At 65.4% G+C, this 13,241-nt stretch carries 12 protein-coding genes; 6 read left to right on the forward strand and 6 right to left on the reverse strand.

Features of this window, described 5'->3' with window-relative positions; genetic code table 11:
* Positions 1 to 39: 39 nt before the first annotated feature.
* Genes B0G81_RS05655 through B0G81_RS05665 form a run of 3 tightly spaced genes read left to right on the forward strand, consistent with a single transcriptional unit; the run spans position 40 to position 5,336 of the window.
* The gene (locus B0G81_RS05655) at positions 40 to 3,261 is read left to right on the forward strand and encodes a CusA/CzcA family heavy metal efflux RND transporter (RefSeq protein ID WP_134133826.1); all 3,222 of its coding nucleotides are present in this window, start codon (positions 40 to 42) and stop codon (positions 3,259 to 3,261) included.
* Between the two features lie 6 nt (positions 3,262 to 3,267).
* On the forward strand, positions 3,268 to 3,948 hold the full coding sequence (irlR, locus tag B0G81_RS05660) for a heavy metal response regulator transcription factor IrlR (RefSeq protein ID WP_121309173.1): 681 nt from the start codon (positions 3,268 to 3,270) through the stop codon (positions 3,946 to 3,948).
* On the forward strand, positions 3,945 to 5,336 hold the full coding sequence (locus B0G81_RS05665; protein ID WP_134133827.1) for a heavy metal sensor histidine kinase: 1,392 nt from the start codon (positions 3,945 to 3,947) through the stop codon (positions 5,334 to 5,336). The genes irlR and B0G81_RS05665 overlap by 4 nt, the downstream gene beginning before the upstream one ends.
* 122 nt (positions 5,337 to 5,458) lie before the next feature.
* Here the strand turns inward: B0G81_RS05665 and B0G81_RS05670 are convergent, their stop codons facing one another.
* On the reverse strand, positions 5,459 to 5,731 hold the full coding sequence (locus B0G81_RS05670; protein ID WP_134133828.1) for a DUF4148 domain-containing protein: 273 nt from the start codon (positions 5,729 to 5,731) through the stop codon (positions 5,459 to 5,461).
* Between the two features lie 242 nt (positions 5,732 to 5,973).
* Entirely contained in the window at positions 5,974 to 6,237 is a 264-nt protein-coding gene (locus B0G81_RS43490; protein WP_166678926.1) for a hypothetical protein, read from the reverse strand.
* Positions 6,238 to 6,373: 136 nt separating this feature from the next.
* On the opposite strand from B0G81_RS43490, the gene B0G81_RS05680 reads away from it, so the two are divergent.
* Complete coding sequence (locus B0G81_RS05680) at positions 6,374 to 6,682, forward strand: DUF4148 domain-containing protein (RefSeq protein ID WP_134133829.1); 309 nt, start codon at positions 6,374 to 6,376, stop codon at positions 6,680 to 6,682.
* A 60-nt stretch (positions 6,683 to 6,742) separates the two neighbouring features.
* Here B0G81_RS05680 and B0G81_RS05685 read toward each other — a convergent pair whose 3' ends face one another.
* From B0G81_RS05685 to B0G81_RS05700, 4 genes are all read right to left on the reverse strand, one after another.
* The gene (locus B0G81_RS05685) at positions 6,743 to 7,324 is read right to left on the reverse strand and encodes a hypothetical protein (protein WP_134133830.1); all 582 of its coding nucleotides are present in this window, start codon (positions 7,322 to 7,324) and stop codon (positions 6,743 to 6,745) included.
* A gap of 34 nt (positions 7,325 to 7,358) precedes the next feature.
* Complete coding sequence (locus B0G81_RS05690) at positions 7,359 to 8,090, reverse strand: hypothetical protein (protein ID WP_134133831.1); 732 nt, start codon at positions 8,088 to 8,090, stop codon at positions 7,359 to 7,361.
* Positions 8,091 to 8,248: 158 nt separating this feature from the next.
* The gene (locus B0G81_RS05695) at positions 8,249 to 9,613 is read right to left on the reverse strand and encodes a sigma-54 dependent transcriptional regulator (RefSeq protein WP_134133832.1); all 1,365 of its coding nucleotides are present in this window, start codon (positions 9,611 to 9,613) and stop codon (positions 8,249 to 8,251) included.
* On the reverse strand, positions 9,598 to 11,106 hold the full coding sequence (locus B0G81_RS05700) for a HAMP domain-containing sensor histidine kinase (protein WP_134133833.1): 1,509 nt from the start codon (positions 11,104 to 11,106) through the stop codon (positions 9,598 to 9,600). Before B0G81_RS05700 ends, B0G81_RS05695 begins: the two co-directional genes overlap by 16 nt.
* Before the next feature lie 338 nt (positions 11,107 to 11,444).
* On the opposite strand from B0G81_RS05700, the gene B0G81_RS05705 reads away from it, so the two are divergent.
* The gene (locus tag B0G81_RS05705) at positions 11,445 to 12,707 is read left to right on the forward strand and encodes an MFS transporter (RefSeq protein ID WP_134133834.1); all 1,263 of its coding nucleotides are present in this window, start codon (positions 11,445 to 11,447) and stop codon (positions 12,705 to 12,707) included.
* 69 nt (positions 12,708 to 12,776) lie between these two features.
* Positions 12,777 to 13,208, forward strand: a complete 432-nt coding sequence (locus B0G81_RS05710; protein ID WP_181196471.1) for a response regulator — start codon at positions 12,777 to 12,779, stop codon at positions 13,206 to 13,208.
* Positions 13,209 to 13,241 lie beyond the last annotated feature (33 nt).

Raw genomic sequence — 13,241 nt, forward strand, 5'->3', positions numbered from 1 at the left:
ACCGCTTTTCCGAGCCCCGGTTTTCCAAGGACCCTTCGCATGTTCGAAAGACTGATTCGCTTTGCCATCGCGCACCGCTGGCTGGTCATGCTGGCCATGGCCGCTATCGCGGGATGGGGCGTGTACAGCTATCAGAAGCTGCCCATCGACGCCGTGCCCGACATCACGAACGTTCAGGTGCAGATCAACACCGCGGCGCCGGGCTATTCGCCGCTCGAAGCCGAGCAACGCATCACGTATCCGGTGGAGACCGCGATGGCCGGTCTTCCGAATCTGGCGCAGACGCGCTCCATCTCCCGCTACGGCCTGTCTCAGGTCACGGTGATCTTCAAGGACGGTACCGACATCTATTTCGCGCGTCAGCTCGTCAACGAACGGATTCAGGAAGCCAGAGACAAGCTGCCGCCCGGCGCGACGCCGGCGATGGGACCGACCTCCACGGGTCTCGGCGAAATTTACCTTTGGACGGTGGAAGCCGACGCGTCGGCCGTCAAGCCCGACGGCACCCGCTATACGCCGGTGGATCTGCGCGAGCTTCAGGACTGGGTCGTCAAGCCGCAACTGCGCAATGTTCCAGGTGTCACCGAGGTGAATTCCATCGGCGGCTACGTCAAGGAGTTCTGGGTCGCGCCGAATCCCGCCAAGCTCATGTCTCACGGCCTGACGCTCGCGGACGTGGTGCGCGCGATCGACCGCAACAACGCCAACGTCGGCGCGGGCTATATCGAAAAACGCGGCGAGCAGTATCTCGTGCGCGTGCCCGGTCAGGCTCGCTCGGTCGACGACATCGCCAATGTCGTGATCACCAACGTCGGCGGCGTGCCGGTTCGCATCAAGGACGTCGGACAGGTGGATATCGGCCGTGAATTGCGCACGGGCGCCGCCACCTCGAACGGCGAAGAGGTCGTGCTCGGCACGGTGTTCATGCTGATCGGCGAGAACAGCCGCACCGTCGCCAAGGCGGTCTCCGTCAAGATGGAGGACGTCAACCGCAGCTTGCCGCGAGGCGTGCGCGCGATTCCCGTGTACGACCGCACCGTGCTGGTTGAAAAAGCCGTGCAGACAGTGAAGAAGAACCTGCTCGAAGGCGCGGTGCTCGTGATCGTCGTGCTGTTCCTCTTTCTCGGCAACCTGCGCGCGGCGCTGATCACGGCGCTCGTCATTCCGCTGTCGATGCTGATGACCTTCACCGGCATGGTCAATGCGAAGGTGAGCGCGAACCTCATGAGTCTGGGCGCACTCGACTTTGGGATCATCGTCGACGGCGCGGTTGTGATCGTTGAAAACTGTGTGAGGCGGCTGGCTCACGCGCAGGCGCTCGCCGGCCGGCCGCTGAGCCGCGAGGAGCGTTTCGCCGAAGTCTTCGGCGCGTCGCAGGAAGCGCGGCGCGCGCTGATATTCGGTCAACTGATCATCATGGTGGTCTATCTGCCGATCTTCGCGCTCACCGGCGTCGAGGCGAAGATGTTTCACCCGATGGCGATGACGGTCGTGATGGCGCTTGCTGCCGCAATGCTATTGACGGTCACCTTCATCCCGGCCGCGGTGGCGTTGTTTATCGGCAAGCGCGTCGAAGAAAAGGAAAACGGCTTGATGGGTTGGGCGAGGCGCGTTTATGAGCCGCTGCTCGGCGCTTGCCTCGCGCGCCCGAAACGCGTGCTGGCGGGCGCGTTCCTGATCGTCACGCTGAGTATCGGCCTCGCGGCGCGCCTGGGCAGCGAGTTCATCCCGAGTCTGAACGAGGGCGACCTGGCCGTCGCTGCATTACGTATCCCGGGTACGAGTCTGTCCCAATCGGTCGACATGCAAAAATCTATTGAGAAAACGTTGAAGCAACGGTTTCCGGAAATCGAGCGCGTCTTTGCCCGCACAGGGACAGCGGAAATTGCCGCGGATCCGATGCCGCCCAACCTGTCCGACGGCTACATCATGCTCAAGCCGACCGACAAATGGCCGGACCCGAACAAGTCGCGGGACACACTCGTTGCGGAGATCGAAGCCGTTCTTGCCGAATTGCCGGGGAACAGTTATGAATTTTCCCAGCCGATTCAACTCCGTTTCAACGAATTGATCTCTGGCGTACGCAGCGATGTCGCGGTAAAACTCTTCGGTGACGACATGGCGGTGCTCAGCGACACAGGCGAGAAGATCGCGGCGGCCTTGCAGAAAGTGCCGGGCGCCGCGGAGGTCAAGATCGAACAAACCAGCGGCTTGCCGGTTCTCACCATCAACGTGGACCGAGACAAGCTGGCGCGCTATGGCGTCACGGTAGGCGACATTCAGGACACGGTCGCGGCCGCGGTGGGCGGCCAGAAAACCGGCACGCTGTTTCAGGGGGACCGGCGCTTCGATATCGTCGTGCGCTTGCCGGACGAACTTCGCTCGGACATCGAAGCGATCAAGCGCTTGCCGATCGCGTTGCCGTTTGCCGCGGCGGTGGGCGGCAGCGTGCCGCTCGCGCAGGCGCCGTATGTGCCGCTCGCCGAACTGGCCACGGTCGATGTCGCACCGGGTCCCAACCAGATCAGCCGCGAAGATGGCAAGCGGCGTGTGGTGGTGAGCGCGAATGTCCGTGGGCGCGATGTCGGCTCGTTCGTGGCGGACGCGCGCGAGCAGATCCGTCAGGACGTCCAGGTGCCTTCCGGTTACTGGCTGTCGTGGGGCGGCCAGTTCGAGCAGTTGCAAAGCGCGAGCGAGCGCCTGAAGCTGGTGGTGCCGCTTTCGCTCTTCATGGTGTTTGTTCTGCTGTTCATTATGTTCAATAATGCTAAGGATGGCTTGCTAGTCTTCACGGGTATTCCATTCGCACTGAGCGGCGGCGTGCTGTCGCTCTGGCTGCGGGGCATTCCGCTGTCCATTACCGCTGCGGTGGGATTTATCGCGCTGTCGGGTGTCGCAGTCCTTAACGGGCTCGTCATGATTTCCTTCATCCGGAACCTGCGCGATGAAGGCACGGCGCTGGACGCGGCCGTCCAGGAGGGCGCCTTGACACGGCTGCGGCCCGTGCTCATGACAGCACTCGTCGCGTCGCTCGGCTTTTTGCCGATGGCGTTCGCAACCGGCACGGGCTCGGAGGTGCAGCGTCCGTTGGCAACGGTGGTCATCGGCGGCATCCTGTCGTCCACGGCCTTGACATTGCTGGTCTTGCCCGTGCTATACCGGTCGGCTCATTCGTCGTCATGGCGCGCCGCTGCATCGGGCTGGCTGGCGAAAACGTCGCCCGCTCAGCTGCTGCGCCGGCTGGGCATTTTTTCGAGGTAGCGGCAAATGCGGATTCTGCTGGTGGAAGATGAGCCGAAGACCGGCGCCTATTTGCGAAAGGGCTTGTCGGAGGCGGGCTACGTTGTCGATTGGGCGCAAGACGGTGTGACGGGACAGCATCAGGCGGAGACGGAAGACTACGACCTGCTGATCCTCGACGTGATGCTGCCGGGACAGGACGGTTGGACGCTGCTGCAAAACCTGCGCCGCACACGGTGCACGGCGGTGCTGTTTCTCACTGCGCGCGACGACGTGGGAGACCGCGTCAAGGGACTGGAACTCGGCGCCGACGACTACCTTGCGAAGCCATTCGACTTCGTCGAACTGGTCGCGCGCGTGAGGTCTATCCTGCGGCGCGGCAAGCCACGCGAATCCGCGTTGCTGAAGGTCGCGGATCTCGAACTGGATCTGACGCGGCGCAAGGCGACCCGGCAAAGCGACGTGATCCTGCTCACCGCCAAGGAATTCACGCTGCTGTGGCTGCTCATGCGCAAGGAAGGGGAAATCCTGCCACGCGCAACGATCGCGTCGCAAGTGTGGGACATGAACTTCAATAGCGACACGAACGTGGTCGATTCGGCAATCAGGCGGCTGCGCTCCAAGATCGACGACGCCTACGAACCCAAGCTGATTCACACCGTGAGAGGCATGGGCTATGTGCTGGAAAACCGGGGCAGCGGCAATTGATCAGGCGCGTGGTGCCACGTACGCTGCGTGCAAGGCTCACGGTTCTCATCATCCTGTCCACGTCCGCGATCCTCGCGCTGAGCGGGCTTGCGCTATATCAGGCGCTGCGCGGCCGTCTCGAATCGAACTCGATCGAACAGATGTCCGGCACGATGGCGGCGTTGCGCACGCATCTGGCGGGGATTCCGACTGTGAAGGGCATTGCCGCCGATGCGCAGACGTTGACCGACCACCTGCATGGGCATCCGCACATGGCGCTTGCCATTTACGATGCAGCCGGCCAGCGCCTGCTGAGCACGGCGGGGTTCAAGCCGTATGCGCCGCTCTCCGCAAGCGGGCTGCAGCGTGCTCGCGTGGCGCTCACGCGCGCCGGTTCGAATCTTCGATATCTGCTGGAGAGCGCGCCGCTCAACGACGGCATCGGACCGCAAATGCGCGTCGTCGTTCAATACGATCGAACCAGTGATCAGGCTCTGTTGAACGCATACGCGTACACCGCGCTGGTCATTGAAGTGTTCGGCGTGCTTCTGGCCGCCGCGTTCGCCTACGGCATCGCCATGCTGGGTCTGCTCCCGCTGCGCAGGCTGGTGGCCCGTGCAGAGGCGATGTCGACGAGCGGCCTCGCGCAGCCGCTGCCGGAGTTGCATGTGTCGGGCGAGCTGAAGGAACTGGAGCAGGCCTTTAACGGCATGCTGGCGCGGCTCGACGAATCGTTTACGCGGCTGAGCCAGTTCTCGGCCAATCTGGCGCACGATATGCGCACGCCGCTCACCAATCTGCTTGCCGCTGCTCAGGTTGCATTGTCACAACGTCGAAGCGCGGAAGATTACCGCGACGTGATCGAATCCAGCGTGGACGAGTATCAGCGGCTGTCGCGCATGATCGAAGACATGCTTTTCCTCGCGCGTTCCGATCAGGCCGACGCGCTGCTGTCCTTGCGTTCACTCGACGCGGTCGCGGAGGCCGAACGCGTCGCCGGCTACTACGAGACCGTGGCCGAAGACGTGCACGTCAAGATCGAGGTGACGGGCGAGGGCACGGTGCGTGCCGATCTGCTGCTCTTTCAACGCGCGCTCAGTAACCTGCTGTCGAACGCGCTCGTGCAGGCGCCGCAAGGGACCAGCATTACCATCGACTGCAAGGAGGAGCAGGACGCGACCACGCTGAGCGTGTCGGACTCGGGAGCGGGAATCGAAGCTCGCCATCTCGAACGCATATTCGAGCGGTTCTATCGTGTGGACCCTTCGCGGCACGGTTCGGCATCGGGCACAGGGCTGGGTCTTGCCATCGTGAAGTCGATCATGAAGAGCCACGGAGGACAGTGCGGCTTCGAAAGCCGCCCGCATGTTCGCACCCGTTTCTGGCTGCGCTTTCCCAACCACGGTTGATCACCTCGCGGCGTGGCGGCGCGCCCGGCACGCGACGCCGTGCGCGAAGCGTGAGGGCGCGCCGTGCATCGGCAACCGGCGTACGCATGCCGCCGGGCATCTTCTCCCGGCGGCACGTGCCGTTACTTCGCGGCGAGCTTGTCATGCTGGTCCAGAGCGGGCGACTTTTCACCGCCATGCAACGTAATGGCGTGTGTCTGCTTGTTGCGGGCAATCGTATTGGCGTCGGGCGGGTATTGCGTCTTGCTGGACGGAATCACGCCGGTGTGTTGCGCGTGAACCAGTTCCTGTTTCACCTCCGCGCGAGTCTTGCCTTGCGCCTGCGCAAGCTGCGAGGCCGTGCCGAATATCGTCAGGGCGGCGACTGACAGGGTGAAGAGTTTTGCAGTGTTCATGGTGAAATCTCCTGAGTGACGACCGCCGTTTGGCGATTCGTGAGCTCAGTGTGAAGCGCCGGTGGTGTGCAATCGTGACCGAAACATGAGAAAAATGTCAGGACCCACGGCAGCGACGAAACGGCGATCGCGCGGCCGCGCGCATGAGATTTTTGTCATATTGGCGTGATGCTGGCAGCGAGCGTCGCGGAGCAGGATGACGCATCTTTCTCCGAGAACGACGAGGCGGCGACATGCGCGCGTTACTGCAAAAATCCGCCTTGACGGCGATCCTTGCCACAAGCCTCGCGGGATGTGCGGGCAGCGGTGGCGAGCCGGCGGTTGCCGTCAAGCCAGGTTCGTCCGCGCACAAGGCGCCGACGGACCTGGCACCAGGCGAGCAGATCGACTACGCCGGCCACCGCTGCGGAAATCCGAATCTCCATGTGAAGACGCATCTGTGTCTTTTTCCGCGCCGATAGCGCCTGCGTGCGGACCTTCGCTTCGAGATGGGGCGGCCCAGCCATGCTTTATCCACAATCGAGAACAATCCTCTCCACGCACGGCCCTTATTCTCGAGCGCCGACCTTTCTAGACTGTTGTCACTGATTTACGAACAGGGCTGTTCGTAGCAGAACAAAGCGAAGTGTGGAGGTCGTCGTCATGAAGTCCCTTATTCAAGCCGTTGTGGTTGCCGCTGTCCTTGCAGCGCCGGTTGCGGTATTTGCTCAATCGAATTCGCCTGTGACCCGTGCGCAGGTGCGTGCCGAGTTGCTCGAACTCGAACAGGCCGGCTATAACCCGGGCCGCGGGGAGGATCCGAACTATCCGGCCGATATTCAGGCCGCCGAAGCACGGGTGGCGGCACGGCATGCGGCGAGCGGTTTCGGTGGCGCCGCGAGCGGTTCGTCGGAGGCGGGGCGCGCGCCCGTTCCCAGCGCGGATTGGAATGCGATGTACAACCATCCGTGATGCGTGAGCGGTGTGAACGTGCGTGGCGACCGGCGTCGTCGGTCGCCACTTGACATCCGCTCAGGCGTCCGACGCGATTTCCTCGTCGACCAGTTCGGCGATGTCGTGTACATCGACCGTGCAACCCAGCCGGTTTTTCACACCACGGCCCCAAGCCTGCACGTGAACGCCCGGCGTCAGATACGCAATAAGTTCGGCGGCGGCATGCGGCGGCATACGCAGTGACGTGCCGTCTTCCAGCAGCGCGCCGCGCAATTCTCCTTTCGGTCCGTAGAGCGGCATGACGACTTCGCCTTGCACGTCCATCGGCTCGCCGTGGCGCTCGGGGCCGTGTTCATGTTTCGGACCATGTTCGTGCGCGTGTGGACCGTCGTCGACGATCTCGACGCCTTGCCGGCTCGTCAGCGAGACGGCGGCGATCAGTTCGGCGCCGCGCGGTTTCACGCCGCGCACGCGTACGGCGTCGCCGGGCGCGATGTGACGCGCGATCTGTTTGCCCAGATGAGGCGGGAAGTGCACCTGCTGCTGCGTGCCGTCGGCGTGCTGAAGAATGAAGCCGTCCGCGTCGCCGTGCGGATTGAGCAGGAACAGCACGACTTTGCCGCGCGTTTCAGGCAGGCAGGCGGGGTCGATCCAATGCATGGTGAAACTCCTTTGTTCGAGTGATGAGTCGGGATTACCTGGGCGGGACGTCGTAAATCACCGTGAGATTGCCGGGCGTGCCGAAAGCGGTGGCCTGCAGCGATTCGCCGTAGCGATTGCGCGTGCCGTAGCCTTGCGCCGCGATCGTCGCGCCCGGTTGCAGCAGGTTGGCGAAGCGCGCGGCCGCGGGCGGCGTCAGCTTGATCACCGTGCCGTCGGTGAGCAGCACGCCGTCGGGTTCGCCGCGCGGCGCGCTGGTGACGCGCAGCACGCGCCCGGTTGCGTCGAGCTTGACGAGTCCGACGCCGGCGAGCAGCTTCGGCGGACGTTGGGCGTCGGCCGGCGGCGGTTGATCGACAACGCTGCGGCCGTTGTTCGCGTCGGCGATCTGACGGGCGCGCAGCGTTCCGCCGGGCTGCGCGAAGCCGTTCACGTTGACCGTCGCGCCTGGCGCGAAGGCAGCGGCCACTTGAGTGCCGATATGCGGAGGGAAGCGGACAAGTGTGTTGTCGGCGAGCAGCATGCCGTCGACATCGCCTTCCGGGTTGATCACAAAACGCTGAAGCACGCCGCTCACAGTCGCGGGAGCGCCCTCTCGCGGAGCTTCGGCGAAAGGTGGCGGCAGCGGAGCGTTAGCGTTCGGCGCGGGCGGTGATAGCGGCGCGCTTGGCTGCGGCGGCGGCACGGGTTGTGCCGCGCAAGCCGCTGTCGCGGCGATCACGGCGAGCACGGACGCCGCGCGGGCGATCGGGTTGAAACGGTTCATGGTCAGACTCCTTCGACAGCAATGTCGTGCAGGAGTCTTTGCAACCACCATGCCATGCCGCTATGCGTTGTCGCGTAAGGCTTTGCGCCACGGCGTCCGGTTCAGGCTGTCGGCTGGCTGGACGCGGGGTGTCAGCCGGATGGACACCGGCAAGCGCATCAACCCAGCTTGTACGCGGCGATCTTCGTATAGAGCGACTGACGACTGATGCCGAGGCGGCGCGCGGCTTCCGCGCGATTGCCGCCGGTCTGTTGCAGCGCGCGTTCGATCGCGGCGCGCTCCAGCCATTCGATCGACTGCTGCAGCGGCAGATCGAGCAGCGCGGCCGGAATCCCGTTCGCGGCGGCACGCGGCGCAGTGAGAAAAGCCAGATCGTCGGCGGTCACGAGCGGGCCGCGGGCGAGTGCCGCGACCCGTTCCATTGCGTTCTTCAACTCGCGTACGTTGCCCGGCCATGCGTGCGCGAGCAGGCGTCGTTCGGCATCGGCGCTCAGGGTCCGCACGGGACCGGCCAGGTTGGCGGCGGCGATGAGAAAGTGCGCGGCCAGCGGGAGAATGTCATCGGGGCGATCGCGCAACGGCGGCAGATGAATCGGAATCACGTTGAGCCGGTAGAACAGATCCTCGCGGAACGTGCGCGCTACCACTTCCTCCGCGAGGTCGCGGTGCGTTGCAGCCACGATCCTCACGTCGATTGGCACACTCGTGTTGCTGCCGACCGGCGTCAGCGTGCGTTCCTGAATCACGCGTAGCAGCTTGGCCTGCATGGGCAACGGCAGGTCGCCGATCTCGTCGAGAAACAGCGTGCCGCCGTTCGCCTCGGCGATGCGCCCGGCGCGTTGCGTCACCGCGCCGGTGAAGGCGCCGCGCGCGTGGCCGAATAGTTCGCTCTCCAGAAGGTCAGCGGGAATCGCCGCGCAGTTGATCGCGACGAAGGGCGCATGGCGGCGCCGTGACGCGTCGTGCAGGACGCGCGCCGCGACCTCCTTGCCGGTGCCGGTTTCGCCCGTGATCAGGACAGTCGAATCCGTGGCGGCGGCGCGGCCGATCTGCTTTTGCGCGTCGCGCAGCGCCTCGCTGTTGCCGAGCAGGCGTGGCGTGCCGTCGCTGACGTCTTCGTTCGACGCCGGCAGCGCCGGATTCGCCGCGCCGCGATTGGACGCTTCGATCTTGCGCAGCAGGGACGCAATCGCATCGCGCCCGACCGGCTTGGTCAGGTGCTCGAAAGCGCCGAGCCGCATGGCGTGAATGGTGTTGTCGCTGGTGGCGAAGGCGGTCAGCACGACCACGGGCAGCGCCGCGCGCGCCGGCATCGCGCGCAGACGCTCGAGCACGTCGATGCCGCTCAGGTCCGGCATCCTGATGTCGAGAAACATGCAATCGATGCGGGCGTCGCCGGCAAGCTGTGCAAGCGCTTGCTCCCCTGTGCCGGCCTGTTCGATGACATGGCCCAGGTCGCCGAGCGTTTCGGCGAGGCTTTCGCGAAAGGCGTCGTCGTCGTCGACGATCAGGATGTGCGCCATGGGATCTCGATCACAAAACAGGCACCGCGCTCGCGCGCTTCATAAAAGGCTCGCCCGCCATGCGCGGCGGCGATTTCCCGTACTACGGCGAGGCCGAGCCCCGAACCGGCCGCGTGGCCGGTCACGAACGGTTCGAAAATGCGCTCGCGCTCGGCGTGCGGCACGCCGGGTCCGTCGTCGGTCACTTCGATTCGCAGCGTGTCGGCGCGCCGCGCCGCGTGCAACGTGACGTTGCCGCCCGATGGCGTATGACGTAAAGCGTTGAGAAGCAGATTATCGATGGCGCGCGCCAGTTGCTCCGCGTCGAAACATGCCTGGGCGGGAAGCGCTTCGGCGCACTCCAACGCGAGCGCGACACCGGCCCGTGCGGCTGCGTCGTGGTGCCATTCCACACGTTCGGCCAGCCAACCGCGCAAGTCGACGGCGTGGGCGTCGACACGCACAGGTTGCGTCAGCGCCAGCAGACCCGAAAGCTGCCGCTCCACGCGCTGAATCTGCTCGAGGATCGCGCCGAGCGCGCGCTGCTTGCGCTCGGCGTCGCCGTTCAGGGCATTTTCCGCCTTCAGCCGCATCGCGCCGATGGGGTTGCGGATTTCGTGCGCCATTTGCGCGGAGAACCGGCCGATCGCCGCGAACCGTTCCGCGGCCGCGAGCTGCGCATGCAATTCGCCGGCTTGCTGCTGCAGGGAGGTGGCGCGCGCGCCGTAGGCGTTGAACGCGTGGACGATCTTGTCGAGGTCGGGCTCGCCGGTTGGTGCGATCGGTGTGAACAGGTCGGCGGGCCGGCTCAGGCCGGCCTCGATACGCGCGAGATTGGCGCGCCAGCGTCGCAGCAGAACGCCGAGCGCGATCGCGATACCGACGATCACCGCGAGCAGCACCGCGAGCGTGGTCACGAGCGCCTTGCCCGACGGCCCGAGCGGTGGATGCACGCGGGAAAGGGTCCATGCGAACAAACCATCCCGATGCGGCACCGGACAGGCGGTGACGATCACGGCGTCCTGCTGGCCTTCGACGAATTCGGATGCCGCCGTATGCGTGGTGGATGCCGCGCGCAAGGTGCGGAGGATCAAGGGCGTCTCGGCATCGGGGATGTCGCGTTTGATGCCGCTGCCCTGATAGGTCGGAAACGCATACGCGTCGAAGCTGCCGCGCGGCGCGCCTTGCGGGCGCCAGAAGCCGCCTTCCACGCCGTCCATTTGCGCGAGCACGATGTCGAGGATCGCGTGCATCAGGTCGGTGTTCGGCGCGTTGGACGGCGCCGGCTGCGTGGCGGCCGGCTCCGCCGCCCGGTCGACGGACAGGTCGTAGCGCGATCCGATCGTCTCGCAGCCGGCCAGCCCCTGTTGACGGGCGACGCCGATCTGCCGTCCGAGATTCGCTTGCGCCATGAACCACACGATCCCGATCAGGGCGGCGCACATCACTGCAACCAGCAGCCAGAAAACGATTAGCTGACTGGCGAACGATAAACGTCGGGGAGCTGCGGCCATGATGTGCGCGGAGAAGGACAGGAGCTAGACAGTAGCAAAATTCCGGCCCGTGGTGCTCGCGCCGACAACAGACGTCCGGCCGGATTGCGGGCCAGCCGGACGCGGGCTCGCGGTTGCGCCGTTGGACAGTCGCTGTCCACGAACCGGACAGCGCTGCGCGGCGTCGTGAAGCGCCGGCACGCACGCGCGGCGTTCGCGCGCCGATGGCATACGAGTTGCATCTGGCTGGCCGCCATCCCGGCACGCTTTGCCAGTGAGGTCGTCCGCATGTTGAAGCCGATACACCCCAACCATTCGCCGCGCGACGAACGCCGGCGGTCGGCCGCGCAGAGCGCATCGTGACACCCCGGCGCGCGCTCGAGGCGCTGAACTTCTTCGTGGCCGATGTGCAAGCGGGCATCGGACCGTTTCTCGGCGTGTTCCTGCAGGCGCGCGGCTGGGGCGCCGATCAGATCGGCACGGTCATGACGATCGGCGGCATCGCGGGCATGCTGGCGACGTCGCCGGCCGGGGCGCTCGTCGACGCGACACGGCATAAGCGCACTCTGATCGTGATCGCCGGCTTGATGACGATGCTGGCGTCCGGCCTGCTGTGGATCTCGCACGGTTACTGGATGGTGGCGGCGTCGCAGGTGGCGACCGCGATCACCGGCGCCGCGATCGGCCCCGCCTTGGCGGGCATGACGCTTGGCATGGTCAGGCAGCAAGGTTTTGACCGGCAGTTCGGCCGCAATCAGGTGGCCAATCATGGCGGCAACGTCGTGGCGGCGGCGCTGTCCGGCTGGCTGGGCTGGCGCTACGGATTCGGCGCGGTGTTCGTCCTGAGCGCGCTGTTCGGCTTGCTGTCGATCGTCGCCGTGGCGTCGATTCCGGGCGACGCCATCGATCACGAGGCCGCGCGAGGCGCCGGTGCTGACGCGAGTGCTGGCGCATCGGCCGCCACTGGCGAACCGCCGGCGAGCGGCTTGCGAGTGTTGTTGCAATCGCGCCCGTTGCTCCTGCTCGCCGCCGCGCTAGGCTTGTTCCACCTGGGCAACGCGGCGATGCTGCCGCTCTACGGGCTCGCGATCGTCGCCGCGCATCAAGGCGAGCCGAGCGCGTTCACCGCGCAGACCATCGTCATCGCGCAACTCGTGATGGTCGCGGCCGCCGTGCTGGCGAACCGGCTGATTCGCTGGCGCGGCTACTGGTGGGTGATCCTGCTGACTTTCCTCGCGCTGCCGCTGCGTGGGCTGATCGCCGCGTCGGTGATTCACGCGTGGGGCGTGTGGCCGGTGCAAGCGCTCGACGGCATCGGCGCGGGTCTGCAGAGCGTCGCGGTGCCGGCACTGGTGGTGCGTCTGCTGGAAGGCAGCGGGCGCGTGAACGTCGGCCAGGGCGTCGTGATGACGGTGCAGGGCGCCGGCGCGGCCTTGAGCCCGGCGTTGGGCGGAATTCTCGCGCACCGTTTCGGCTATCCCGCCGCGTTTATCGCGCTCGGCGCGGTGTCGACCGGTTCGCTGGTGTTATGGCTGGGCTTCGGGGCGTCGCTCAGGCATGCGTGCGCAGCACGTGAAGAAACGGCGCGGGAGACGGTCGAGGCAACGTCCCCGATTTCGTGACGCTGCTTCCCCGGCCGTTGGTATGCCGTTTGCTGTCCGCTGATGTTTCTATCGCAAGCGGTCACGCCTATGTCCCGAACCCCCGCTACTTGCCAAAGATGGAGCGCCCGTGAGATCCGGGTATTGCACGAATTGCCGCGCGTACTTGTTGTCGACGACAACGTCGGCGCCGCCGAAGCGCTCGCCACCTATCTCTCCTACGAAGGCGTCGAAGCACGCGCCGCCGACGGCTGCGAGCAGGCGCTGCGCTGCGTGCGGGACTGGGTGCCCGACGTGGTGGTGCTTGACATCATGATGCCGGAGCGCGACGGCTATGAAACCGCGAGCGCGCTACGCAGCTATCTGCCGACGCAGAGTCTGGGCATTGTCGCGTTCACGTCGCTCGATGAGGATCACGTGAAGGAAACCGGCAAGGCACGTCACAATTTCGACGGCTATTGTCAAAAAGGCACGGCCCCGACGGCGTTGCTCGCGCTGATGCGCAAGCTTTGGCGGGAGTAGAAGCGGCGGATCGTCGCGCGCGCGACGCCGCGC

This window comes from Paraburkholderia sp. BL6665CI2N2 (assembly GCF_004366535.1).
GTDB lineage: Bacteria > Pseudomonadota > Gammaproteobacteria > Burkholderiales > Burkholderiaceae > Paraburkholderia.